Consider the following 25,681-nt stretch of genomic DNA (forward strand, 5'->3'; position numbering starts at 1 on the left):
GGGTCATCAGTCCTATTTCTTCGGGCGCCGGGTATTGGCGCGAACTCCCAGGAGAACATCTTCCCAGTGCGGTGTGACCGCCTTGCGCCGCCTGTTGCGGGGCGCATCCTCTGCGCCCGGCTCCGGAGCGGATCCATCACCGGGGTCATGCTCCGGGCCGTCTCTGTGATCCTGCGTGGACTCCTGGCTGGAGCCATCAGTGGTGTCTTCGTTGCCTGAGCTCTCGCCGTGAGGCTCGCTGTCATCCCAGGAATCGCCTGAGTGATCTCCATGGTCACCTGCGTACTGCTGCCCGCCGCCGATGGACGTGAGTGTGCGTACCGGCTGGATGAATTCAGGGTCGATGAGATCGGCGGCAACCGGGGTGCGGGGGTCTGAGGTGGGGGAGCTGGTGTTGTGTAGGTTGAGGGACCATTCCGCGTGGTTGTCGCTCAGGCCGGCCTTCCAGTCGACCCGCACGATCCACTGGTTGGAGGCGTCACGGTAGGCATCCCACCTGGCGGTGGTCAGATCATGACCGCGGGTGGCGAAAGCCGTGGCGAGGATCTCCCAGAGGGTGAGCTTGGCCGGACCGTTCTCCCGCACGGGGTGGGATTGTTTCGCAAGCTCCGCGATGCGGGCGCGTTCCAGGAGAACCGGGTGGGCATAGGGCTCGATGCGTGCCTCGGTGACACCGTTCTCCTCCGCCAGTTCTACGATGGTGGCGCCGGATCTGATTCGTGCCTGGATCTCACGCGGTGGCATGGTCAATGGTGCGCTGATCCTTGGATCAATCTCCCGTTCCTCGCGGGGGTGTCGCAACGGGGTTGCACCGGCGCTGGGAGTGGGAACAGCCGGGGAGTCCCCTGGTGTGCCGGCAGCTCCCTCAACCCGGTCAGTGCCGCCTTCAGCGGCCTCCGCTCCGGTTTCCGCTGCGGGGGCAGTCACATTCTCCCCGGTGTGGTCCTCGCCATCGACGGAGGACAAGCTGGGGGTCGGACCGGTGGCCACGGTGTAGGAGCCTCGTTCCGTGCCACCGGAAGTTTCGCTGCTGTTGTGGGACCAGTCCCGTCCGGCCAGATCCTCGTCGGCCGCAGGCCTGATGCCGGACACGATCGCGCGGAGATCGTCGGTGACTGCGATGAAGAATTCCTCGGCGCCGTCCTCAGCAGAGGACTTGAATACCAGCGATGATTCGGTGGAATCACCGCTGACCAGGAAAATTTCCCGCATGTTGACTCCTTTAGCTTCACATAATGAAGGTGGTGACGGTGATGGCAGTTGTGCGAACGGTGGTGAACCGGACCGCTCCTTAGGGTATGACCACCGCGATGTATTGCCCAAGCTTAACGAAAAAACGCGCTGTCCCGTGCCAAGGGGTCAGCGCGTCTCATCAAAGTTGCAACAAAGGGTGCAGCTTCAGGGGGTTATTTCTTGGCGAATCCACCATCGAGGATGTGGTCGATGGCCTTGGTCAGCTTCTCCACGTCGACGGTGTCGATGGCTGGGAACATACCCACGCGCAGCTGGTTGCGGCCCAGCTTGCGGTAGGGCTCAACATCCAGGATGCCGTTGGCACGCAGGATCTTGGCCACCACGGCGGCGTCGATGGAGTCATCGAAGTCGATGGTGCCCACCACGAGGGAGCGCTTCGCGGCGTCGGCGACATACGGGGTGGTCTCCCCGCGTGCCTCGGCCCAGTTGTACAGGGTGGAGGAGTTGGCGGTGGTGCGGGCGACCATGCCGTCCAGGCCACCGTTCTCGTTCATCCACTTAACCTGGTTGTCCAGCATGAGCAGGGTGCTCACGGCCGGGGTGTTGTAGGTCTGGTTCTTCAGGGAGTTGTCCACTGCGGTCTGCAGGTTGAGGAACTCGGGGATGAAGCGGTCGGAGGAGTTGATCTTCTCGATGCGCTCCAGGGCGGCCGGGCTCATGGCGGCGAGCCACAGACCACCGTCGGAGGCGAAGCACTTCTGAGGGGAGAAGTAGTAGACATCGGCATCCTTCATGTCCACCGGAAGGCCGCCGGCACCGGAGGTGGCGTCGATGGTGACCAAGGATCCCTCGGAGCCTTCCGGGCGGACGATGGGGACCATCGCGCCGGTGGAGGTCTCATTGTGGGCCCAGGCGATGACGTCGGCACCCTCGAAAGCCTGTGGCGCCGGGGCGTCCCCTGGTTCCGCGGTGACCACGGCTGGCTCATCCAGCCATGGGGCCAGCTTGGAGGCCTTGGCGAACTTGGAGGAGAACTCACCGAAGGACAGGTGTCCGGACTTCTTCTCGATCAGGCCGAAGGTTGCGGCATCCCAGAAAGCGGTGGCACCACCCAGGGAGAGGATGATCTCATAGCCCTCAGGCAGGGAGAACAGCTCGGACAGGCCGTCGCGGACAGAGCCGACGACATTCTTCACTGCTGGCTGACGGTGGGAGGTGCCGATGATGGAGGATGCACCATCAACGATCGCCTGGATCTGCTCGGAGCGGACCTTGGACGGGCCGCAACCAAAACGTCCGTCGGCTGGAATGAACTCGGAGGGCAGGGTGGGGAAGTCGGTCATGTCTTCGGGCAACTTTCTGCGCTTGGAAGTGGGGCTTGAGTGTGAGGTCGCGTAGCGGCCATCGCCTTTATCTGACTTGATCACTATAACCGTATGCCGTCGGGAACCAGTTGAATGCATCCCGGATGGGCGCACACCGGTGGCGGCGTGCACCGCCCGTTGTGGTGTGCAACGGTGCTTTTCGACGTGTTCCCACACCCACTGCAGTATTAGCGGTATGTGATCTATCACCATAATGGGGGTACTGCGGGAGGTGATGTGAAAAATGTTTCCCAACGCTGCGAATATCCGTTGTAGATGGGTTTTCTCTGCTGGGTCTACGTGGGGAAGGGGGAAATATCCGCTTTAATGTCATGCACATCACAAACTTTGCTAAACTGTGCCATGCTCCACTTGGCGTGACGGAAACGTGGTCTGGAAATGCGGGAAACACTCCTGGATTCACGGCTTCGAAAGATATGACGAAACATAATTCCATAGCAGGAAGACGGCACAATCCCAGGCGTGACCGCACTCACTGATATCGGTGGGTGTGGGTGGCCGGGAGTCATGGGGATCCAAGTCTGTAGAGGGGGGAAGTGGCCTTCTACCGGGATATGGCTAAACGGCAATCGTCGGTATAGCGTGTAAAACGGACCAGTTTGGAAACTTTTGTGTCGCGCGACAACAATCTCACTACACGTGATACGTCCGACCTGGTTTTATAATCTGGTACCTTCCCGCAATCCGAGAAGTACCGACTAAAAAAGTTTGAAAGGGAAATCGTGGCTACTGATAACAACAAGGCTGTACTGCACTACCCCGGCGGCGAGTTTGAGATGGACATCATGGAGGCCACCGAGGGTAACTCCGGTGTCGTCCTGGGCAAGATGCTGTCTGATACCGGCCTGGTGACCTTTGATCCGGGCTATGTGAGCACCGGCTCCACCGAATCCAAGATCACCTACATCGATGGTGATGCAGGCATCCTGCGTTACCGTGGCTACGACATTGCGGATCTGGCAGAGAACGCCACCTTCAATGAGGTTTCCTACCTCCTCATCAACGGTGAGCTACCAACCCCGGAAGAGCTCCATAAGTTCAACGACGAGATCCGCCACCACACCCTTCTGGACGAGGACTTCAAGTCCCAGTTCAACGTGTTCCCACGCGACGCCCACCCAATGGCAACCCTGGCATCCTCGGTGAATATTCTCTCCACCTACTACCAGGATCAGCTGAACCCACTGGATGAGGCACAGCTGGACAAGGCAACTGTCCGCCTGATGGCGAAGATTCCCATGCTGGCCGCGTACGCTCACCGCGCACGCAACGGTGCTCCGTACATGTACCCGGATAACTCCCTCAACGCACGCGAGAACTTCCTGCGCATGATGTTCGGTTACCCAACCGAGCCATACGAGATCGATCCGATCATGGTCAAGGCTCTGGACAAGCTGCTCATCCTGCACGCTGACCACGAGCAGAACTGCTCCACCTCCACCGTCCGCATGATTGGTTCCGCACAGGCCAACATGTTCGTCTCCATCGCCGGTGGTATCAATGCACTCTCCGGCCCACTGCACGGTGGTGCCAACCAGGCTGTTCTCGAGATGCTCGAGGAGATCGCCGCCAACGGTGGCGACGCCACCGACTTCATGAACCGCGTGAAGAACAAGGAGCAGGGTGTCCGCCTCATGGGCTTCGGACACCGCGTGTACAAGAACTACGACCCACGCGCTGCGATCGTCAAGGATCTCGCACACGAGATCATCGATCACCTCGGTGGCGACCCACTGCTGGATCTGGCTCTCAAGCTGGAGGAAATCGCACTCAACGACGAGTACTTCATCTCCCGCAAGCTGTACCCGAACGTGGACTTCTACACCGGCCTGATCTACCGCGCCATGGGCTTCCCACAGGACTTCTTCACCGTCCTGTTTGCCATCGGCCGCCTTCCAGGCTGGATTGCACACTACCGCGAGCAGCTCGGTGCCCCTGGTGCCAAGATCAACCGCCCACGCCAGATCTACACCGGTGAGACCGCACGCAAGATCATTCCCCGCGAAGAGCGCTAAAACCTAGATCACGCTACCTTCGTGCACTCAGCTTCGGCCGGAGCCCATGAATCTGTCATAATGACAGGCGATGGTTCCGGCCTTCGCTGTGTCCGGAGCCAAAAATTTCACGATCTTTCAAGGAGTATGTGAACCACATGGAAAAGCCACAGATTGACGCCCAGTCCGGTCCAGCACCGGAAGACCTGGTCATCGAGGACATCATCGTGGGCGAGGGTGCTGAGGCACAGCCCGGAGGTGTCGTCGAGGTCCACTACGTCGGCGTTGACTTCGAGACCGGTGAGGAATTCGACTCCTCCTGGGACCGCGGACAGTCCGTACAGTTCCCCCTCAATGGACTCATCGCCGGCTGGCAGGAAGGCATCCCGGGCATGAAGGTCGGCGGACGCCGTCAGCTGACCATCCCACCGGAGGCCGCTTACGGCCCAGAGGGCAGCGGACACCCCCTGTCCGGCCGCACCCTGGTCTTCATGATCGATCTGATCAGCGCATAACTGATGTCTTAGTTCAGCTCAGCCAGGCGCTCATAGTGCCTGAAGCGCTGTTCCCGACCCACCCTCTCCGGATTGGTTTCCAATTCGTGGAGGGTGTTGTCGATTGCAGCGACAACCTCGCCCACGAAATCATCGGTTTCAGCAATCAGCCCGTCAATGATGCCGGATCCCAGCATCGCATGGGCTGATACCCCCTGCCGCTCCATCATCTCCGGCGCATGGGACGTGTCGCGGTAGATGATCGCGGACGCCCCCTCCGGTGGGAGCGGGGACAGCCACGCGTTCTCCGCCGCCAGCACGCGGTCAGCGGGCAACATGGCGAGCGCGCCGCCACCACAGCCCTGGCCGAGGATGACGGAGACGGTGGGCACCGGAGCGTCGACAAGCTCTCCCAGGGTGCGGGCGATGGAGCCGGCCATGCCCTTCTCTTCTGCATCGCGGGACAGTTCCGCGCCGGGGGTGTCGATGATGCTGACGATGGGCAGCTGGAGTTCCTTCGCCAGCGAAATACCGCGGCGTGCGAAACGGAGTGCGGCCGGGCCCAGTGGCAGGTGATGTCGATCCTGCCCGATGAGCACCACGGGCCTCCCACCGATACGGGCCAGGGCCACCGTGGTGGCCTGGGAGACACGCCCGTCGCCTGTGCCGGAGAGTTTGATTACGTTGTGGCCAAGGTGGTCAACCAGGTCAACCATGCCGGCGCGACCGGGTTCGCGTGTTTTGACAATGGCCTCCCAGGCACTGCGTGGGCCGCTAGGTGCGGCCAATTCGCGGGGTGTGCTTGGCGACGCCTGACTCAACACCCTCATGATCTTCACCACGGCGGCACGCAGCTGGGTGGGGGAGACCACGCCATCGATGACCCCGTGCTCCGCCAGATTCTCACCCGTCTGCACACCATCGGGCATGGGGGTGCCTGTGGTCAACTCCACCACGCGGGGGCCCAGGAACCCCAGGAGTGCATCCGGTTCCGCAAAGGTGAAATGTCCTGCCGAACCCCAGGATGCCATCACGCCACCCATCGTGGGATTGCGCAGATATACCAGGAAAGGGAGGTGGGCATCCTTGTGGCGGTACACAGCGGTGGTGATGGAGATCATCATGGTGAAGGCCGGGGTGCCCTCCTGCATGCGCGTACCACCGGAGGCCGGAGAGATAAGCAGCGGGAGACGCTCCGCAGTGGCCCGGTGGATGGCCTGGATGAGACGCCGGGAGGTGGCTGCCCCGATCGATCCACCGAGGAAGGCGAACTCAGAGAGGATGACCGCCACCCGGGCACCATCGACGGTGCCCTCACCGGTGATCACTGACTCATCAACCCCTGACTTCTCGCGGGCGCGGGCCAGGGCCGCACGGTAGTCATCATCGATGTCCCCGTATTCCGGTGGGGTGTCCCACGAAGAAAAGCTTCCATCATCCAAAACCTGTGCGATCAGATCCTTCGCTGAAGTGCGTGTCATGTTTTAAACACTATCGGCTCAAGAGGGGTCAACTCGGGTGAAAACAGCGTTTCGCCACCGGATGGGGTGGTGTTGAATGGGGTTTATGGCCAACAATGATGTTTTTGTCCCGACCTTGACCCTCGCCGATGGCTCCGAGATCCCACAGATCGGTCTGGGCACCTGGATGCTCCATGGCGATGATGCCTATCGGGTGGTCCGGGCAGCGTTGGAGATGGGGTATCGGCACATCGATACGGCCACGCTCTATGACAACGAGGTGGAGGTGGGCCGCGCCATCGCGGATGCCATCCGGGCGGGGGAGGTGACCCGGGAAGAACTCTTCATCACGTCCAAGGTATGGAATGACGATCAGGGTCGGGAGAAGGCGCAGAAGGCATTCCAGACCTCACTGACTCTGCTGGGTCTGGACTATCTGGATCTCTATCTGGTGCACTGGCCGTGCCCGCAGAGGGGACTGTACAACGAGACCTTTGAGGCGATCGCGACCATCCAGGGACTGGGGCAGGTGCAATCCATCGGGGTGGCGAACTTCTACGAGGAGGTGATGGAGGATCTGGTGAGCGCGACCGGGATCGTGCCGGCGGTCAACCAGGTGGAACTGCATCCGGGATTCAGTCAGGCTCCCTTGCGGGCCCTTCATGAGCGACTCGGAATTGTCACCACCGCGTGGGCGCCCCTGGCGCGGGGTGATGTGCTGAACCATTCGGTGATCACCGGGATCGCGCAGGAACATGGGGTGAATCCTGCCGCGGTGGTTCTGCGTTGGCTGGTGCAATCAGGGTTGGTGGCGATCCCTAAAACGGCTCATCGTCAACGGCTGTTGGAGAATCTCAATGTCAATAAACTCACTCTTTCGATTGATGAGGTTTCCAGCCTCACAGCCATGGATCACGGTGGGGGATCGGGTCGCCTATACACTGATCCACGGAATTTTCCTGTTTAAAATTCCCAAGATTAACCAAAATCACCTTCTGTGAAGCCCGTTAACTATTGCAAGCAGAGGTTTGCAAAAATAACAAAGGCACGCGAGGGTGCCCTTTTGGGGGTAGATCGTAAATCGCTATAAAGGCTGGTCAATGCATTTGACTGGGGGGTCGGGTGTGAAAATTTGGGAAAACTTTAACGAATCGCTATCGCATTGCAATGTGAGTTAGGTAACTTCACATTCACACGTTTAGCTGTGATCGACAACATACTTCGCGGTCGTGGGCCAGACGTTTGAAGAACATTCAGTTACCAGGAAAGCCGGCACTTTCCGAGGTAACCGGTTACCAACTCCCTGCTCGAGGGATATGAAAGCGAGATGAATTTCCAGTGAGTGCAGAACCTACTATCCGGGAGCGTCGCCAGCCGACTGCTCAAGAATTCCGGGCGATGCAAGAGAGTAAGGAATTCGGCGAACTCCGAAGCAAATTCCGCTCTTTTGCATTCCCCATGACCGTTGCCTTCTTCGTGTGGTACATCGCCTACGTTCTGATCGCGACCTTTGCATCAGAGTGGATGTCCACTCCTGTGTTTGGTTCCATTAACGTCGGCCTGCTCTTCGGGCTCCTTCAGTTCCTCACCACATTCGTGATCACCTACGTCTACATCATGTTCGCGAACAAGAACCTGGAGCCACGTCAGGCTGCGATCCGCAAGAAGATGGAAGGTTAATCCATTATGAATTCCACTATCCTCCTCGCTCAGGAAGCGACACCAGAAGGTGTCGGTAACCCGATCCTCAATATTGCGGTCTTCGTCGTCTTCATCGTGGTCACCATGACCGTGGTGATGCGCGTGGGCAAGAGCTCCGGTGAATCCACCGACTTCTACACCGGCGGCGCGTCCTTCTCCGGTACTCAGAACGGTCTGGCCATCGCAGGTGACTACCTGTCCGCTGCGTCCTTCCTCGGAATTGTCGGTGCCATCGCACTGAACGGTTATGACGGATTCCTCTACTCCATCGGCTTCTTCGTCGCCTGGCTCGTCGCCCTGCTGCTGGTTGCTGAGCCACTGCGTAACGTCGGCCGCTTCACCATGGCGGACGTGCTCTCCTTCCGCCTCAAGCAGAAGCCGGTCCGTGTGGCCGCAGCCTGTGGCACCCTGGCCGTCACCCTCTTCTACCTGATCGCCCAGATGGCTGGCGCAGGCTCCCTCGTGTCCGTTCTACTCAACATCCACGAGTTCGTCTGGCAGGCCGTTGTGGTCGCCATCGTCGGCGTGGTCATGATCGCCTACGTTCTCCTCGGCGGCATGAAGGGCACCACCTACGTCCAGATGATCAAGGCTGTCCTGCTGGTCGGCGGCGTTGGCGTCATGACCGTATTCACCTTCTGGAAGGTCCGCGGCGGCATCTCCACCCTCCTGGATGAGGCTGTTGCCACCCACGCTGTCTCCGACAACCTCGCCAACAAGGGCTATGAGGCCACCCAGATCCTGGAGCCAGGCCTGCAGTACGGTGCGAACCTGACCAGCCAGCTGGACTTCATCTCCCTGGCCATCGCACTGGTCCTGGGTACCGCTGGTCTGCCACACGTTCTCATGCGCTTCTACACCGTTCCTACCGCTCTCGAGGCACGTAAGTCCGTTACCTGGGCCATCGTCCTCATCGGTGCCTTCTACCTGATGACCCTGATCCTGGGTTATGGCGCGGCAGCACTCGTTGGTCCGGACCGCATCCTCGAAGCACCGGGCGCACAGAACGCAGCTGCTCCACTGCTGGCATTCGAACTCGGCGGCTCCATCTTCATGGCGCTGATCTCCGCGGTTGCCTTCGCCACCGTTCTCGCCGTGGTTGCAGGCCTTGCCATCACCGCCTCTGCAGCGGTCGGACACGATATCTACAACGCTGTTCTCCGTGACGGCAAGTCCACCGAAGCTGAGCAGGTCCGCGTCTCCCGCATCACCGTTATCGTGATCGGTATCATCTCCATCGTCCTCGGCATCCTCGCGATGACCCAGAACGTCGCCTTCCTGGTCGCCCTGGCCTTCGCTATCGCAGCGTCCGCCAACCTCCCGACCATCCTGTACTCCCTGTACTGGAAGAAGTTCAACACCACCGGTGCAGTCGCCGCCATCTACACCGGCCTGATCTCCGCACTGCTGCTGATCTTCTTCTCCCCGGCGGTTTCCGGCACCGATACCTCCATGGTTCCGGGCGCGGACTGGGCTATCTTCCCACTGAAGAACCCAGGCATCATCTCCATCCCACTGGCCTTCATCGCCGGTTATATCGGCACCCTGGTTGGTAAGCCTGACAACATGGATGACCTGGCAGCTGAGATGGAAGTTCGTTCCCTCACCGGTGTCGGTGTTGAGAAGGCAGCTACCCACTAATCTCCCGCTCAAGGTTGTGATCTGATTCCAGATCCTTCCGCACACACTGGAAACCACCGCTGTTCCTGTTTCATACGGAACAGCGGTGGTTTCTGCATGTACTAGGATAAGTCGGCGTGTCAACTTCTTCTCAGGTTCACCGCGGGTGGCGGCTCTCCACCTTTATGCTGGTCGCCGTCATCGCGGTGGTCGGTCCCTTCCTGATCCTCCCGGAATCTGACGATCAGCAGCAGGGGAGTGCTGCCAGTGAGGATGCGCCCACCCGGAAGGCGAGCGCGGGCTCTGATGTCACCGGCCATTCTGAGTACTCCAGCTTTGTAGAGAACTCCACCGGTTCACAGGTGTCCTTTCTCAGCTTGAACGATGATTTCCGCACCGGCACCGCGACAGAACGTTTCGCCCGTCCTGCGCTGAGCCTGAGCAAGCTCTATATCGCGGACTATGTGTTCGAACACGGCGACCTGGATGAGAAGTATCTCGCGGTGGATATGGTGAGCACCTCCTCTGATTCCTCTGCGGAGGTGCTGTTTGATGCTTATCCGGAGGCCATCGACGCCACCGCGGACAAGTACGGGCTGCTGTCCACCAGGGGAGCGGAACGTTGGGGTTATTCAGTCACCTCAACCTACGATGTGGTCAAGTTCCTGGCTGCCCTCATTGACAAGGATCCCACCTCACCGATCCTGGTGGCCATGGCGGCTTCGGATCCGGTTGCAGCGGACGGCTATGAGCAGAACTGGGGGACCTATGTGCTGCCCGGGGTGATCGGCACCAAATGGGGTTGGTCGGATGATCGCCAGCTGCATTCCTCGGTGTCTTTCGGGGAGGGCTTCGTGGTCGCGGCCGCAGTGACGGGAGATGCAGAAGACCTCACCCGGCTGGTGCAGAACCAGCTGGATGAGGTCAACGGGGATGAGGACTGATCAGGTTCTAGTAGAGTGTCGTGACTAATGTTCTGGGTACAGATGACGGAGTTTGGTGCGGGCGTCGTCGGTGGTGAACTGCCAGTTCACGGGTCGTTGCTCGGTGTTGACGGCCTGTTGCCAGGACTGGAGTTCCCGGTTCAGAGTGCCGATGTCGGGGATCCGCCGGGAGAGGCATTGCCGTGACAGGGCCGAGAGTTCGATCTCGGCGATGTTGAGCCAGGACCCGTGCTTCGGGGTGTAATGGATCTCTAATCGGTTGGCCAGTTCCCGAGCCCTGGCCGCAGGGAACGCTTCATACAGCGAACCCAGCGTGTGGGTGTTGAGATTGTCCATGACCAGCACGACCTTGTCCACGTCGGGGTAATCCACCGTGAGCAGTGTCTCGACCTCATGTGCCCAGTCCACCCGGGTACGCCGGGGCCTGGCGTGCACCCGGCGTCGCCCGGCCAGGGGCTCGCCCCACACAAAAATGGAGCACACCCCTTTGCGGGAGTACTCGTAGTCTTCCTTGCGGCTCCGACCCGGCTGTGCGTCGATGGCCTGTCGGGTGTAGTCCAGTAGCTGGTAGGGCTTTTCATCCATGCACACCACCGGGACCTCCGAGTCATACGCCCTCGCGTAGACCTCCAGGACATCTTCCATCCGGGCGACGAACTCCCCGTTGGCTGTCGGCGGGATCGCCCAATATTCCTTTAGGTGAGGTTGCAATTTCGTTTTTTTAACACCCGGCCGATGGTGGAATGATCCAGCGGGGGCAGACCCTCGGTGAGCAGGACATGTTTTTCCAGCAGCCGCAGACTCCACCGGGCATGCCCCTCCGGCGGGTTGCTGCAGGCCAGGGCGATCAGACGGGCTTCGACATCGCCGGTGACCTTCGGTGCCACCGGTGGGGTCACACGCCGCTTACGGGTGACGGTGTCGGCTACGTCGCCGCCACGCTGCGCGTAGGCCTTGGCCACTTTAACCACGGTGTCTGTGCATACCCCGGCGAGTTCGGCGACCTTGGCCTGGGTGGGTACCGGTTCACCGCGGTGCAATCGCTCGGGGTGGTGTTCGTCCAGCTCCAGGAGGATCCGGGCTCGGCGTACCTGCTGGGCCGGGAAGGAGCCGGTACGGACTCTGGTGGTCAACCATGCCCGGTCAGCCTCGTTGAGTGTGACCGGTCGGGATTTTGGTCTGGCCATTACTACCCTCACCTACGGTGGGTGATTGGGGGAAGGAACCCACCACCATCATCATCCCTCAACCGAGACTATTAGTCACGACACTCTACTAGCTTGAGAGGTTACCCAGGAGCTTCATCAGGTCGGTGATGGCCTGGGGATTGAGGGGCGAGTCCGGGGCGGGGTACTGATAGTCCGGGATCGACGGGATCACACCATCGATGACTTCGCCCGGCGTCCACTGGCCCCAGTCGTGTGCATAGACATTGTTGATATCAATGCCCACGCCGTCAAGGGTGTCCCTGTCAATGCGGATCTGGTGCAGGGTGGTGCGTGGGTGGATCTGGCCCTCGGAGCCCCAGTTGTGCATCCAGAAGAATTCACCCAGGCCATCGTTGACCGCCCAGTCGATGACGTTGTAGTTGCCGTAGATGCCGAGGCGGTATCCGGCACTTTCCAGGGCCACCCGGAAGGCCTGCAGATAGGGACGGATCTGGTTTGCATACTGATTCCAGGAGGGGTTGTCATCGATGGCGACGTAGATGGGGCGACCGGTGGGGCCACCGGCAGCCACATGCAGCGCGATGGCCTGCGGGGCGTGGGTGGCTGCACCTGCGGCGCCGTTCAGCCAGTCTGCATTGTCTGCTTTGCCGAACTGGTAGACCGAGGCGGTTTTGAGGCCATGGGACTCGAAGCTGCGTGTCTCAGCCAGTGTCACCGGTTTGCCGAGCATCCAGTTTTCCGTTCCCGGGCGAGGCTGGGATACGTAGCGCACCGCACCGAGGTGCCCTGCTGCCTTGATGGAGGCTGCGCTGGGGACACCGGCGGCATAATCAATGACCGTTCCCAGGACTGGCCCGCGTGCAGAGGCCCTCGGTGCGGCGACGATACCGGTTGCGTCAATGACCATTGCGCCAGCGGCCACCTTGAGAAAGGTCCTGCGGTTGATGGGTGTGTTCATGAAGGGGTCTCCGATTTCACTTAGGTCCCACGTTTAACAATGGCTAACAATAACAACATGTAATCGGCGTAGCCAGGGTTCGTGATAAACGCACCTGTGAAGCGCCGTGATTTTGTGATTTTACACACACAGGGTCATCATTTTCCTGCGGAAACAAACACTACGGAGAGAAACGTGAGGGTTTGTTCACCTTCTTGGGATACGTTCGCGTAACCTACGCATTCGTAAGTGGTCATGGGACACCTGTGCCCATTCCCAAGACTTAGGAGCTTTAATTCGTGAGCATCTCTTCACTGACACCGCTGCATTCCTTTAAGGAACCAGCAATTCTGTACGCAGGTCAGGCATCCGCCTGGCAGCAGGTGATCGCCGACGCCAGCGTCGACCACATCGCCGCCTCGCACCTCCGCGAGCTGCTGTCGCGCGCCCGCGCCAAGACCGCCCCCTTCGCGCGTCAGGTCACCTCCATCGTGCCGGGATCCCTCGCACGTCTGGATGAGCTGACCCGTGAAGACGCGGACCATGCTTCCGATATCGATCCGCAGCCCGCAGTCTCCATCCCGGGCATCGTCCTGGGCCAGGTCGCCGCCTCCCGTCAGCTGCGTGATCTCGGTCTGGATGTGGACAATGCCACCCGCCTGGGCCACTCCCAGGGCATCCTCGGTGTCGAGGCGGCCGTCAACGAGGAAGACGTCCTCGCCTTCGCCATCCTGCTCGGTGCAGCCGCATCCCAGTTCGCCGGCAAGGGCGATCACATGCTCTCCGTCCGCGGCCTGGACCGCGATACCGTCGAAGCAGCCATCGCAGAGGTCGACGGTGCTGAAGTGGCACTGCGCAACGCACGCACCCACTTCGTCATCTCCGCCCAGCCTGCCCAGCTGAAGAAGGCCGCAGCGGCCCTCCAGCGCGCAGCTGATTCCTTCAACGAGGACATCACCGACAAGCGCAAGGGCGGCTCCCTGCTCGAGCCGAAGTTCGACTACCTGCCGGTTGCCATCCCCTTCCACCATTCCTCCATGCAGGAAGCAGCCGACCTGGCTGTTGAGTGGTCCACCACCTGCGGACTGGATGTTGACGCGAAGAAGCTGGCCTACGCCATCCTCGTCGAGTCCTCCGACTGGGTCGCCCAGATCGCTGACCTCAAGGCTGACTATGTCCTCACCCTGGACTCCGGCCTGGCACGGTTCACCGCGCCACTGCTCGATGGCACCGGCATCACCCAGCTGCCCGCCTACACCGCCGCAGAACGCGACAACCTGGCCCGCCCGGGCTTCCAGATCCCGACCTCCGCCGACTGGTCCGAGTTCGCACCGAAGCTGGTCAAGCTCCCCACCGGTGAAACCAAGGTCCAGACCCGTTTCTCCAGCCTGACCGGTTATTCACCGATCCTGCTGGGCGGAATGACCCCGACCACCGTTGATCCGACCATCGTCGCCGCAGCCGCCAACGCCGGCTACTGGGCCGAGATGGCCGGTGGCGGACAGTACTCAGAGGAGGTCTTCACCCGTAACAAGGAAGGCCTGGTCAAGCAGTTGAACGTGGGCCGTGCAGCCCAGTTCAACTCCATGTTCTTCGACCGCTACATCTGGAACCTGCAGTTCGGTGCCCAGCGCATCGTCTCCCGTGCGCGTGCCGCCGGAACCGCCATCGACGGCGTTGTCGTCTCCGCGGGTATCCCTGAAGCCGAGGAGGCCACCGAGCTCATCAACGGCCTCAACGAGGACGGCTTCCCTTATATCGCCTTCAAGCCGGGCACCGTGGATCAGATCCGCGCAACCCTGGCCATTGCTGATGGCAACCCGGATTCCGACATCATCATCCAGGTGGAGGACGGACATGCAGGTGGACACCACTCCTGGGTCAACCTCGATGATCTCCTGCTCACCACCTACGCGGAGATCCGTGCCCGCAAGAACGTCGTGCTCGCCATCGGTGGCGGCATCGGCACCCCGGCGAAGGCTGCCTACTACCTGACCGGCCAGTGGTCCGAGGACCTCGGCTACCCGAAGATGCCGGTTGACGGCATCATCGTGGGCACCGCCGCCATGGCCACCAAGGAGGCGACCACCTCCCCACAGGTCAAGCAGGCACTCGTTGACACCCCAGGTGTTGACCCACAGGATGCCGGTGGCTGGGTCGGCCGCGGTGATTCCCGCGGTGGCGTCACCTCCGGTCTGTCCCACCTCCACGCCGACATGTACGAGCTGGACAATGACTCCGCAGCAGCATCCCGTCTGATCTCCTCCATCGATTCCGATGATGTTGATGAGCACCGCGAGGAGCTCATCGCAGCACTCAACAAGACCGCCAAGCCTTTCTTCGGCGATCTCGAGGAGATGACCTACGCCGAGTGGATCGAGCGCTGGGTTGACCTTGCCCACCCATCACAGGATCCAACCTGGGATGATCGTCTCTTCGACCTGGTGCACCGCCTTGAGGCACGCCTCAATGACGCCGACCACGGTGAGATCGAGACCCTGTTCCCGGATCTGGCTTCCATCGAGGATGCTCCGGCAGCCGTCGATAAGCTCCTTGCCACCTACCCGAACGCCCGCGAGCTCAAGGTCTCCGCGCGCGACGCCGCGTGGTTCATCGGTCTGTGCCGCAAGCACCACAAGCCCATGCCGTGGGTTCCGGCCATCGATGCCGACCTCGCCCGCTGGTGGGGCCTGGACACCCTCTGGCAGGCACACAATGAGCGCTACGATGCCAACGCTGTCCGCGTTATCCCCGGACCAGTTTCCGTCGCCGGCATTGACCGCGTCGACGAGCCTGTCGCCGACCTGCTCGGCCGCTTCGAGGAGGCCTGTGTTGAGGCCCTCGACGGTGAGCCGGAGGAGATCTACGCCCGTCTGAACGACGCCAAGAACGAACGTGAGCTGCTGCTGTCCGCACCGCATATCGTCTGGCACGGCAACCTCATCGACAACCCGGCCAACGTCCTGAAGGACGGCGCCTTCGAGCTCATCGAGGAGGACGGTTACTGGATCATCCGCATCCTGGCCGACTCCGTCTTCGATGACATCCCCGTCGAGCAGCGCCCGTACCTGGTCAAGCACGTCGACATCCCCGTCGAGCTGAGCGATGCCGTGGCCACCGGCGCCTCCCCGGTTGTCTCCCGTGAGAAGCTGCCCGAGTCCGTCTACGCACTGCTCGCAGGCGTGGCCGGTGTCGGATCCGTCTCCGCCGCAGGCGACAAGATCGAGGCACTGCCCACCAAGATCGACGATGGTACCGAGTTCGGCTATGTCCGCGACTCCTTCACCCTGCCACGCGAACTGCTCGTCGCGCACACCGCCGTCACCGGCGCAGCACTGGAGGAGCACAACGTCGGCACCGGCGACGTGCTGGTCGGCGTCTGCTGGCCCGCCCTCTACGCCTCACTGGGCACCGGCAAGCTTGCCGACGGTTACCCCGTCATCGAGGGTCTGCTCAACGCCGTCCACCTCGACCACCTCCTGGACCTGCGCGTCCCACTGGAGGAGCTTGCCGACGGCCGCACCATCGACGTTGAATCCCGCTGTGCCTCCATCGAGGAGTCCTCCTCGGGCCGCATCGTCACCGTGCGTCTGACCCTGTCCTCCGAGGGTGAGGTGGTGGCCAAGCTGGTCACCCGCTTCGCCATCCGCGGACGCATCACCACCACCGACATGGCACAGCCTGCTGAGTCCTACGGTGGACGCGACGAGGTCATCGAGGACACCCCTCGTTCCTTCGTCCGCTCCGCCACCGTCACCGCACCGGCCGACATGACCCCGTTCGCCATGGTCTCCGGTGACTACAACCCGATCCACACCTCCGCCAACGCCGCCAAGCTCGTCGGCCTCGACGCGCCCCTGGTGCACGGCATGTGGCTGTCCGCCACCGCCCAGCACCTGGCCGGCCTCGGCTCCGAGGTTGTCGGTTGGACCTACTCCATGTACGGCATGGTCCAGCTCAACGATGTTGTCGACATCACCGTCGAGCGCGTCGGTCGTTCCGGCCTGAAGCCTGCCTACGAGGTCACCTGCCGCATCGACGGCAACGTGGTCTCCCGTGGCCAGGCACTGCTCAAGGCTCCGACCACCGCGTATGTCTACCCGGGCCAGGGCATCCAGGCCCAGGGCATGGGCCAGGGCGACCGCAACGCCAGCCCGGAGGCCCGCGCCGTCTGGGAGCGTGCAGATGCACACACCCGCGCCAACCTCGGTTTCTCCATCCAGCAGGTCATCGATGAGAACCCGATCGAGCTCAAGGTCGGTGACACCACCTTCGTCCACCCGAAGGGCGTGCTCAACCTGACCCAGTTCACCCAGGTCGCACTCGCTGTGGTCGCCTACGCACAGACCGCACGCCTGCAGGCCGCCGGCGCCATCGTGGACAACTCGCTCTACGCGGGTCACTCCCTCGGTGAATACACCGCCCTGGCATCCCTGGGCAATATCTTCGAACTCGAAGGTGTCATCGATGTGGTGTACTCCCGCGGCTCCGCCATGCACTCCCTGGTCCCACGTGATGCACAGGGCCGCTCCGACTACGCTCTGGCGGCCTTCCGTCCGAACATGATCGGACTGTCCGGCACTGAGGTGGAGAACTGGATCGACCGCGTTGCTGAAGAGTCCGGTGAGTTCCTGCAGATCGTCAACTACAACGTTGATGGCCAGCAGTACGCCGTCGCCGGCACCCTGAAGGGCCTGAAGGCTCTCAAGGCTTCCGCCACCGCGAACCCACGTGCCTACGTGGACATCCCGGGCATTGACGTCCCATTCCACTCCAGCGTCCTGCGCCCTGGCGTTCCCGCCTTCGCACAGAAGCTGGATGAGCTGCTCCCGGAGACCATCGACATCGATGCTCTGCGCGGCCGCTACATCCCGAACCTGGTGGCACGTCCATTCGAGCTGACCCAGGACTTCGTGGACACCATCCTGGCTGTCGTTCCCTCCGAGCGACTCAAGGGCCTCAAGGTGGAGGACATGGAGGAAAACGCCCTTGCGCGTCTGCTCCTGATCGAGCTGCTGTCCTGGCAGTTCGCCTCCCCGGTCCGCTGGATCGAGACCCAGGCCCTGATCATCGACTCCGTCGACCAGATTATCGAGGTCGGCCTCGCAGCATCCCCGACCCTGACCAACCTGGCACTGCGCACCATGGATGTCATCGGTGAGCACCGCCCGGTCTTCAACGTCGAGCGCGACCAGGATCAGGTCATGCTCAATGATGTCCGCCAGGCACCGGTTGTTGAGATCGAAGAGGACGACGCACCTGCCGAGTCCGCTTCGGCCGCAGCCGCCACCCAGGCTCCAGTCACCGAGTCTGTCCCGGCCCCTGCAGCTCCGGCTGCCGCACCGGTTGCCGTTGCCGACGCCCCAGAGCTGAAGTACAACGCCTCCAACGCGATCATGACCCTGTTCGCACTGCAGAACAAGATCAAGATCGATCAGATCACCGCAGCCGACACCTCCGAGACCCTGACCAACGGTGTCTCCTCACGTCGTAACCAGATGCTCATGGACATGTCCACCGAGCTGTCTGTTCCGACCATTGACGGCGCAGCCGACGCTGATGTGGCAACACTTCAGGGCCGCGTGGTCACCGCAGCACCGGGCTACAAGCCATTCGGGCCGGTCCTGGGTGAGGCCATCCGTGCCCGCCTGCGTGCCCTGCTGGGTGCAGCCGGCCTGAAGGCCTCCTATGTCGGTGACCGCGTCACCGGTACCTGGGGTCTGCCCGAGAGCTGGGTCGCACACGTGGAGGTCGAGCTCCTGCTCGGTACCCGCGAGGGCGAGTCGGTCCGTGGCGGCAACCTGGGCACCCTGCCTGAGTCTGCAGCCAACAAGGGTGAGGTTGATTCCCTCATCGACGCCGCTGTGAACAACGTCGCAGCAGCCAACGGCACCTCCGTGTCCATGTCCGCCGGTGGTTCCGCCGCAGGTGGTGGGGTCGTCGACTCCGCAGCCCTGGACGCTTATGCCTCCACCGTCACCGGTGAAGAGGGCGTACTGGCCAATATCGCACGCGGAATCCTCGGCCAGCTCGGCCTGGATGCCAAGAACGAGGTTGAGGCGGCAGAGGCTGACACCGAGCTCTACGAAGCCGTTGAGGCTGAGCTGGGTGCAGGTTGGCAGAAGATGGTCACCCCGGTATTCTCCGCTGAGCGCGCCATCCTGTTTGATGACCGCTGGGCTTCCGCACGCGAGGATCTGGCACGTCTGGCCAACGGCGCAGACATCGCCACCGACCGCTTCACCGGCACCGGCGAGACCGTGGCCAAGCAGGCCGCATGGTGGGCTGATCACGTCGAGGATGCAACCCTTGCCACCACCCTTTCCGAGGTAGCCAAGGTTGCCCTCGAAACCGCTGATGAGCCACACGCCGAGGACGTCGCACTGGTCACCGGTGCAGCTCCCGAGTCCATCGCAGGTGCCGTCGCCGGCCGCCTGCTGGCACAGGGCGCAACCGTCATCATGACCGCCTCCAACGTGTCCCAGGCCCGTAAGGAGTACGCCCGTAAGCTGTACGCCCAGCACGCCTCCCCGAGCGCGAAGCTGTGGATCGTCCCAGCCAACATGTCCTCCTACCGCGACGTTGATGCAGTCATCGACTGGATCGGCAATGAGCAGCGCGTCACCGTCGGTTCAACCGTCACCGTGACCAAGCCAGCTCTGACCCCGACCCTGGCATACCCATTCGCCGCGCCGTCTGTCTCCGGAAACCTCTCCGATGCAGGCCCACAGACCGAGAACCAGGCCCGCCTGCTGCTCTGGTCCGTGGAGCGCACCATCGCAGGTCTCGCTGACCTTGCATCCCGTGGTGCCGGTGAGCGCGTCCACATCGTCCTGCCGGGTTCCCCGAACCGTGGCATGTTCGGTGGCGACGGCGCCTACGGTGAGGTCAAGGCAGCCTTCGACGCCATCCTGGCGAAGTGGGGCTCCGAGACCGGCTGGCCAAACCACGTCACCCTGGCACAGGCACGCATCGGTTGGGTCGCCGGAACCGGTCTCATGGGCCGCAACGACGTCCTGATCCCTGCCGCTGAGAAGCTGGGCATCCACGTCTACACCCCGGAGGAGATCTCCTCCGAGCTGCTCGGCCTGGGTTCTGCAGAGTCCCGCAAGAAGGCTCTCGAGGCTCCGATCGACTACGACCTCACCGGTGGTCTCGGTGGCGGCATCTCCATCGCCGAGCTGGCTGCCTCCCTCGAGCAGGATGAGGTTGCAGCAGATAACTCCGGTACAGCCATCATCAAGGCTCTGCCTTCACCTAAGAGCCCAGTTCAGGTTCCAGGTGCCGAGGTCGGCGAGGTCACCACTGATCTCGATGACATGATCGTCATGGTTGGCGTGGGCGAGATCTCCTCATGGGGTTCCGGCCGCACCCGCTTCGAGGCCGAGTACGGCATCCAGCGTGACGGCAGCGTTGAGCTGACCGCCGCCGGTGTTGTCGAACTCGCCTGGATGATGGGCCTGATCACCTGGTCCGAGGATCCACGTCCGGGCTGGTACGACGTTGACGGCACCGAGGTTCCTGAAGAGGACATCTTCGACCGTTACCGTGATGAGGTTGTCGCACGCTGTGGCATCCGCGAGCTGGTCAACGACGCATTCCTGGTCGAGGGCGGTTCCATGGACGCAGCCGAGATCTTCCTCGACCGCGACATCACCTTCTCCGTGACCTCCGAGGACGAGGCCCTGGCTTATCAGGACGCCGACGCCACCGCTGAGATCTCACAGGTTGACGGTGAGTGGACCGTGACCAAGAAGAAGGGTTCCACCTCCTTCGTGCCACGCAAGGCCACCCTGACCCGCTCCGTTGCAGGTCAGCTGCCGACCGATTTCGATCCAGCCAAGTGGGGCATCCCAGCCTCCATGATCGATGCGCTGGACAACATCGCAGCCTGGAACCTGGTCACCGCAGTGGACGCCTTCCTGTCCTCCGGCTTCAGCCCAGCTGAGCTGCTGCAGTCCGTCCACCCAGCTGATGTGTCCTCCACCCAGGGCACCGGTATCGGTGGCATGCAGTCCCTGCGCAAGCTGTTCGTCAACCGCTTCCTGGGCCAGGATCGTCCTTCCGACATCCTCCAGGAGACCCTGCCGAACGTGGTTGCTGCACACACCATGCAGTCCTACGTCGGTGGTTACGGTCAGATGATCCACCCGGTCGCAGCATGTGCAACCGCAGCTGTCTCCGTGGAGGAGGGCGTGGACAAGATCCGTCTGGGCAAGGCTGACTTCGTTGTCGCCGGCGGTATCGATGACATCCAGGTTGAATCCCTCACCGGCTTCGGCGACATGAACGCCACCGCCGATACCCAGGCGATGCTGGACAAGGGAATCGACCCACGCTTCATCTCCCGTGCGAACGACCGACGTCGCGCAGGCTTCCTCGAAGCCGCCGGTGGCGGTACCGTGCTGCTGGCTCGTGCCTCCCTCGCAGCTGAGCTGGGTCTCCCGGTTCTGGCCGTGGTGGCACACGCACAGTCCTACGCTGACGGTGCACACACCTCCATCCCGGCACCGGGTCTCGGTGCACTGGGTGCGGCCCGCGGTGGAACCAACTCCCGCCTGGCCAAGGAGCTCAAGGGCCTGGGCCTCACCCCGGACGATGTCCGCGTGGTGTCCAAGCACGACACCTCCACCAACGCCAACGACCCAAACGAGTCCGAGCTGCACAACATCCTGTGGAAGACCATCGGCCGCGAAGCGGACAACCCGATGTTCATCATTTCCCAGAAGTCGCTGACCGGTCACTCCAAGGGCGGTGCGGCGCTGTTCCAGATCGGTGGTCTGGTGTCCGTGCTCGAGTCCGGCAAGCTGCCACAGAACGCGTCCCTGGACTGCGTTGATCCGGAGATGGCCGCCAAGGGCGAGAACTTCGTCTGGCTCCGTGAGCCTCTGGATCTGGGAGCAGGCGCCATCAAGGCGGGCGTCCTGACCTCCCTCGGCTTCGGTCACGTCGCTGCCGTGGTGGTCATGGCCACCAGCGGTGTCTTCGAGCAGGCCATGCGCAACGCAGGCCTGGACGTCGAGGCATGGCGCAAGCGCGCAACCGAGCGTCTCCGCGCCGGTGCCAACCGCCTGGAGGCCGGCATGGTCGGTCGTGCGCCACTGTTCGAGCAGATCGACGGACGTCGCCTGCCTGAGCGCGGCGGACACCAGGCTGAGATCAACCTGCTTATCGACGCAGAAGCCCGCCTCGGTGCTGATGGCACCTACCCAGCTGGCAAATAACAGGTAGTTTCACAGGTCACCTTCCCCCTCATCCCACTGTTGTGCGGACTGGGGTAGGGGACCAGCCTGAGAGAAGAATCCGCCCCGCATCTCCTTCCTTTTGAACAGGGCAGGGGTGCGGGGCGGATTTTTATCTCTGTTGGTGGAAGGGGGGTTGAAGTTTAGTGCGGGTCCAGAAGTGATGGATGCTCACACCCGCCATGAGCAACAAAATGATCTGTCCCAGGATGACTGTGGAGAGCGCCAAACCGGTGAGCAGGAAGAACACGATGCTGAGCCACCACAGCTTCAGGGAATCACGTCCGCCCTGATGCAGCTTTTCTACCGGCTGGTTGAAATAGTGGAGGATCTTCTCGCACTGTCCGACACTGGCATAATCCAAGCGTGGCACACGGGTATTGGGAAAACTTCTGCTGATGGCGGACCGGGTATAACCCCGTTGGAAAGGCGTTGCCCTGGGGGAGGTATCAGGCTCGAGGAGTTGCGCCCAGGGGGTGGAATCCAGCAGAGCTCCAGAGTTGGATGGTAGCTGAACCGTTGCCTTTTTATTCTTATCAGAGGAATTTTCCTGATATGCGGGAGGAACATCATAATTCGAGGGATCCGCCTCATAGGGGATGAGTTCAGGAAGATCAGGCCTGAGGGTGAGATCCTCTGGCCTGAGCAGATCAGCGGTAGCGGCGAAAAGTTTCACCTCGCCGGCCCGGTCAAGGGTGGCCCGGGAAACACTGAGCACACCCTGAATACTGTAATGACGGACAGTGGAAACATATTTTCCGCTGGTCAACTGTGTCAGCTCACCGATACGGTTGCCATCGAGGCGGACCTCGACGCCTTCCCAGGGGCGCTTCTCTGTGGGTGGCATCAGATGGAGGGTGACAAGAATATGGTTTTCCTGTGTCTTCGGGCAATAAGCACTGAGCACATCCCTGTGGTCTGATTCTTTGGTTACCTGGGAAACAGATCCCCCGGGAAGAAGCGTCCAGGCTTGTGATGGCGCAGCGTTGATGGGATAGAGGAGGGATGGTTCAGGCAGCGCCACCGATACCCAATAACCGCGTTGACCATCTGAGCGGGTTGTAGCCCAGACCCGGGCTACCGTCAGTGCGGTGAAACCACTGGCAGCGATACGGCCGATCTGGCGATACTCAGTAGATATTCCTGAGGGGATATGACCGATTACCTGAGCATTCCACCGAACTGAGATCGCATGGCCGGAACTGCTATAGGGGTTATCAGGTTCTGGGACCAGGGTGACAAGGGAAAAGAACTCTTTGCGTTCCTGTGCACCTTCCTGCACAAACATCGTGCGGAGAGTAGGGGAGTAATAATAGGTTCCCTTCACCTCCGTGAAGTCACTTCTCTTACAGGGCCCGGAGATATCGTAGAACGGTTGCATCATGCTGCCTTCCCCTAAGGATTATCAGATTTAATACCTCAGCTGATTCCAGCATATCCCCAACGGAAGGACACCAGCTGCGTTCACCGCAGAACTTTTCGCGCAGGTGAAGGGGAGGGAGGGAGATTTCGAGGGGGTCGGTGAGGAAGAAAAACCACCGCGGCAGTTGCATCGTGCGCAACTGCCGCGGTGGTGAAAGGGGATAGGTGGTTTAGACGACCTTGCGGCCCTCCCGGTGTGCATCCCGGTAGTCATTGATGACACCGATGGTGAGCTGGATCAGTACCAGCGCAGCCAGTACCGGCCAGACCAGGATGTAGAAAGTCATTGCGGTTACCATTATCGGGTACCTCCCTTCGGAGCAACGTGGGCGGCGGTGGCTCCGGCGCCCTCTTCCATCAGAGCTGTTGGCTCAGTGGAAAGCGTTGGCTGTGCCGCAGCCCCCTGGAAGGACATCACACGTTCATCAATGAGATCGAAGTCGAAGCGCTCATTGCTGCGCAGGCTGATGCCCACGCACAGCACGGCACTGATACCGTAGGCAACCAGGGCACTGAGCAGGGTCGGGTAGTCATGCAGGAAGCCGAGGAAGAGTGGCACCATGGCCACGAACATCAATGTGCCGGCAATTCCACCAGCCCAGCGGCCGAGGAAACCAAAGGCGAGCAGTCCCACTGCAACGGCGGCACCGGTGGCAGCCAGCAGCTCGAAGATAACTGCCTGAACACCGAACATTGGGATCAGGTCGAAGCGGGTCAGCAGGAAGAAGGCCACTGCAACAGCCACGGAGATCACGAATGCACGGCTGGTGATGCGGTTCCAGTAGAAGCTGGCGATGACCGGGAACACCAGGGCGCCCCAGAGTCCGCCCACGAATACCAGTAGATCCAGAATATTGAAGTTGGCGAATGCCAAGCCCACACCGGCTGCAGTTGCACCGATCATGGTCATGCGGCCCACGAGCAGCATTGTCTTGGTTTTGACCTTTCCGCGGGCAATATTCTTGCCGTAGATGTCGGTCATGGCGATGGCGGCAAGTGCGGAGAGATCAGAATCCGCAGTTGAGGACAGGGAACCGATCACCATGATGAACAGCGCCACAATCAGAGCGGCCGGCAGGAATTCCACTGCCATCTGTGGGATCAGGTTATTGGTGTTGCCATCTGCAGGATCCATACCGATCATGGCCGCAAGAACACCGATCATGCCCAGACCGATGACGGTACCGGCATAACCCAGGGTGGCGGTCACGAAGGTAGATTTGATGCGGTCAATGCGCACAGCGAAGAGTCGCTGGGTGATGGTCTGGTTGCCAACTGCGTAGGCAAGGACAGCAACCATGTAGGGGGCACCCTGGTAGAGGAAGGCATCCTGCGACCAGAAGTCAGCCTTCTGTGGATCCTGATCCCGCAGGGTCTCCATGCCCATGGTGAGCATGTCGGGTCCGCCCGCAGCATAGAAGATCGCCGGAATGATGATCGCCGCTGCACCCATCATGGCCACCAGCTGTACATAGTCTGTAAGGACTGAGGCACGGAAGCCGGACCAGATGGTGTAGCCGAGAACACCGACTGCAACAACCAGGACGCCCGTGCCGAAGCTGAAGGGGGTCAGGATGTAGATCAGCGCACCGGCGGCGGTGAAGTTGGCGGTCAGACTGATGAGACTGCCGGCGATATTCGACACTGCGAGCAGCATCTGGCTTGAAGAGCCATGCCGAGCGTGAACCAGCTCAGCGAGAGTGTGCGCATGTGGCGCAAGCTTTCGGAAACGCATTCCGAAGGGGTAAATGCAGAGAATCATCAGCGCGCCCCACAATCCATAATGGATGGGGCCGGAGATTCCGTAGATATAACCTGCCTCGGCTGCAGCGTAGAAGGAAGCTGCCCATACCCAGGTCGCGGTCATTGATGAGGCTGAGAAACCGTAGCCGATAGCTCCACTGGAAACCATGAAACCGTCGACGTTTTCTTTACGTTCCCGGATTGTCAGAGTGATGAGAAAAGTTACTCCGAAGAATCCGACTAACATCAAAATAGTCGCCCATGAACTGAACTGAAAGCCGTCCAAATCTCCTCCATAACTTCGGGACCGAAGTATTGAGTTGAACCCGAAGCATGAGGTGGTCGGGGCAAAAAGCCGCGACTTTCCGGTCCCGTT

General features: G+C 61.3%; 16 protein-coding genes. 7 read left to right on the plus strand and 9 right to left on the minus strand.

Annotated features, from left to right (window positions below):
• Positions 1 to 12: 12 nt before the first annotated feature.
• Positions 13 to 1,212, minus strand: coding sequence for a septation protein SepH (sepH, locus tag CFAEC_RS03600; protein WP_290278902.1), 1,200 nt, complete (start codon positions 1,210 to 1,212; stop codon positions 13 to 15).
• A gap of 194 nt (positions 1,213 to 1,406) precedes the next feature.
• Positions 1,407 to 2,537, minus strand: a complete 1,131-nt coding sequence (gene serC / locus CFAEC_RS03605) for a phosphoserine transaminase (RefSeq protein ID WP_290278904.1) — start codon at positions 2,535 to 2,537, stop codon at positions 1,407 to 1,409.
• A gap of 764 nt (positions 2,538 to 3,301) precedes the next feature.
• Between serC and CFAEC_RS03610 the strand changes: the two genes are divergently transcribed.
• Both CFAEC_RS03610 and fkpA read left to right on the plus strand, forming a co-directional pair.
• Positions 3,302 to 4,594 (plus strand): citrate synthase, encoded by a 1,293-nt coding sequence (locus CFAEC_RS03610; protein ID WP_290278906.1) that lies wholly within the window; start codon positions 3,302 to 3,304, stop codon positions 4,592 to 4,594.
• Positions 4,595 to 4,731: 137 nt separating this feature from the next.
• Complete coding sequence (gene fkpA, locus CFAEC_RS03615; protein ID WP_290278907.1) at positions 4,732 to 5,088, plus strand: FKBP-type peptidyl-prolyl cis-trans isomerase FkpA; 357 nt, start codon at positions 4,732 to 4,734, stop codon at positions 5,086 to 5,088.
• Between the two features lie 8 nt (positions 5,089 to 5,096).
• Here the strand turns inward: fkpA and CFAEC_RS03620 are convergent, their stop codons facing one another.
• Positions 5,097 to 6,548 carry a carboxyl transferase domain-containing protein gene (locus tag CFAEC_RS03620; RefSeq protein ID WP_290278909.1) on the minus strand — a complete coding sequence of 484 codons (1,452 nt, stop codon included), beginning with the start codon at positions 6,546 to 6,548 and terminating at the stop codon, positions 5,097 to 5,099.
• A 76-nt stretch (positions 6,549 to 6,624) separates the two neighbouring features.
• Here CFAEC_RS03620 and CFAEC_RS03625 point away from each other — a divergent pair, with 76 nt between their 5' ends.
• The 4 genes from CFAEC_RS03625 to CFAEC_RS03640 all read left to right on the plus strand — a co-directional run bounded on the left by CFAEC_RS03625 (position 6,625) and on the right by CFAEC_RS03640 (position 10,792).
• Complete coding sequence (locus CFAEC_RS03625) at positions 6,625 to 7,494, plus strand: aldo/keto reductase (RefSeq protein ID WP_435384255.1); 870 nt, start codon at positions 6,625 to 6,627, stop codon at positions 7,492 to 7,494.
• A 431-nt stretch (positions 7,495 to 7,925) separates the two neighbouring features.
• Entirely contained in the window at positions 7,926 to 8,207 is a 282-nt protein-coding gene (locus CFAEC_RS03630) for a DUF485 domain-containing protein (protein WP_290278914.1), read from the plus strand.
• Between the two features lie 6 nt (positions 8,208 to 8,213).
• On the plus strand, positions 8,214 to 9,869 hold the full coding sequence (locus CFAEC_RS03635) for a monocarboxylic acid transporter (RefSeq protein ID WP_290278916.1): 1,656 nt from the start codon (positions 8,214 to 8,216) through the stop codon (positions 9,867 to 9,869).
• A gap of 164 nt (positions 9,870 to 10,033) precedes the next feature.
• Entirely contained in the window at positions 10,034 to 10,792 is a 759-nt protein-coding gene (locus CFAEC_RS03640) for a hypothetical protein (RefSeq protein ID WP_435384273.1), read from the plus strand.
• Positions 10,793 to 10,816: 24 nt separating this feature from the next.
• On the opposite strand, the gene CFAEC_RS03645 is transcribed toward CFAEC_RS03640, so the two are convergent.
• From CFAEC_RS03645 to CFAEC_RS03655, 3 genes are all read right to left on the minus strand, one after another.
• Positions 10,817 to 11,503 (minus strand): IS630 family transposase, encoded by a 687-nt coding sequence (locus CFAEC_RS03645; protein ID WP_290278920.1) that lies wholly within the window; start codon positions 11,501 to 11,503, stop codon positions 10,817 to 10,819.
• Complete coding sequence (locus CFAEC_RS03650; protein ID WP_290278922.1) at positions 11,488 to 11,979, minus strand: helix-turn-helix domain-containing protein; 492 nt, start codon at positions 11,977 to 11,979, stop codon at positions 11,488 to 11,490. Before CFAEC_RS03650 ends, CFAEC_RS03645 begins: the two co-directional genes overlap by 16 nt.
• 88 nt (positions 11,980 to 12,067) lie before the next feature.
• Complete coding sequence (locus CFAEC_RS03655) at positions 12,068 to 12,919, minus strand: DUF1906 domain-containing protein (RefSeq protein WP_290278924.1); 852 nt, start codon at positions 12,917 to 12,919, stop codon at positions 12,068 to 12,070.
• Between the two features lie 278 nt (positions 12,920 to 13,197).
• Here CFAEC_RS03655 and CFAEC_RS03660 point away from each other — a divergent pair, with 278 nt between their 5' ends.
• Positions 13,198 to 22,122: a type I polyketide synthase gene (locus tag CFAEC_RS03660; RefSeq protein WP_290278925.1), complete on the plus strand. Its 8,925-nt coding sequence runs from the start codon at positions 13,198 to 13,200 to the stop codon at positions 22,120 to 22,122.
• Between the two features lie 130 nt (positions 22,123 to 22,252).
• Here the strand turns inward: CFAEC_RS03660 and CFAEC_RS03665 are convergent, their stop codons facing one another.
• From CFAEC_RS03665 to CFAEC_RS03675, 3 genes are all read right to left on the minus strand, one after another.
• Complete coding sequence (locus CFAEC_RS03665) at positions 22,253 to 23,524, minus strand: HIRAN domain-containing protein (protein WP_290278927.1); 1,272 nt, start codon at positions 23,522 to 23,524, stop codon at positions 22,253 to 22,255.
• A gap of 208 nt (positions 23,525 to 23,732) precedes the next feature.
• On the minus strand, positions 23,733 to 23,849 hold the full coding sequence (locus tag CFAEC_RS03670) for a putative transporter small subunit (protein ID WP_290278929.1): 117 nt from the start codon (positions 23,847 to 23,849) through the stop codon (positions 23,733 to 23,735).
• Positions 23,850 to 23,860: 11 nt separating this feature from the next.
• Complete coding sequence (locus CFAEC_RS03675) at positions 23,861 to 25,552, minus strand: sodium:solute symporter family transporter (protein WP_290278931.1); 1,692 nt, start codon at positions 25,550 to 25,552, stop codon at positions 23,861 to 23,863.
• Between the last annotated feature and the right edge of the window lie 129 nt (positions 25,553 to 25,681).

It is taken from the genome of Corynebacterium faecale (assembly GCF_030408735.1).
GTDB classification, from domain to species: domain Bacteria; phylum Actinomycetota; class Actinomycetes; order Mycobacteriales; family Mycobacteriaceae; genus Corynebacterium; species Corynebacterium faecale.

Excerpts from the sequence above, each read along its gene's own strand:
- CFAEC_RS03630 (WP_290278914.1), top strand. The coding sequence starts at position 7,926 with ATGCAAGAGAGTAAGGAATTCGGCGAACTCCGAAGCAAATTCCGCTCT.
- CFAEC_RS03675 (WP_290278931.1), bottom strand. The coding sequence starts at position 25,552 with ATGTTAGTCGGATTCTTCGGAGTAACTTTTCTCATCACTCTGACAATC.
- CFAEC_RS03640 (WP_435384273.1), top strand. The coding sequence starts at position 10,034 with ATGCTGGTCGCCGTCATCGCGGTGGTCGGTCCCTTCCTGATCCTCCCG.
- fkpA (WP_290278907.1), top strand. The coding sequence starts at position 4,732 with ATGGAAAAGCCACAGATTGACGCCCAGTCCGGTCCAGCACCGGAAGAC.
- CFAEC_RS03655 (WP_290278924.1), bottom strand. The coding sequence starts at position 12,919 with ATGAACACACCCATCAACCGCAGGACCTTTCTCAAGGTGGCCGCTGGC.
- sepH (WP_290278902.1), bottom strand. The coding sequence starts at position 1,212 with ATGCGGGAAATTTTCCTGGTCAGCGGTGATTCCACCGAATCATCGCTG.
- CFAEC_RS03625 (WP_435384255.1), top strand. The coding sequence starts at position 6,625 with ATGGGGTTTATGGCCAACAATGATGTTTTTGTCCCGACCTTGACCCTC.
- CFAEC_RS03665 (WP_290278927.1), bottom strand. The coding sequence starts at position 23,524 with ATGATGCAACCGTTCTACGATATCTCCGGGCCCTGTAAGAGAAGTGAC.
- serC (WP_290278904.1), bottom strand. The coding sequence starts at position 2,537 with ATGACCGACTTCCCCACCCTGCCCTCCGAGTTCATTCCAGCCGACGGA.
- CFAEC_RS03670 (WP_290278929.1), bottom strand. The coding sequence starts at position 23,849 with ATGACTTTCTACATCCTGGTCTGGCCGGTACTGGCTGCGCTGGTACTG.
- CFAEC_RS03620 (WP_290278909.1), bottom strand. The coding sequence starts at position 6,548 with ATGACACGCACTTCAGCGAAGGATCTGATCGCACAGGTTTTGGATGAT.
- CFAEC_RS03635 (WP_290278916.1), top strand. The coding sequence starts at position 8,214 with ATGAATTCCACTATCCTCCTCGCTCAGGAAGCGACACCAGAAGGTGTC.
- CFAEC_RS03650 (WP_290278922.1), bottom strand. The coding sequence starts at position 11,979 with ATGGCCAGACCAAAATCCCGACCGGTCACACTCAACGAGGCTGACCGG.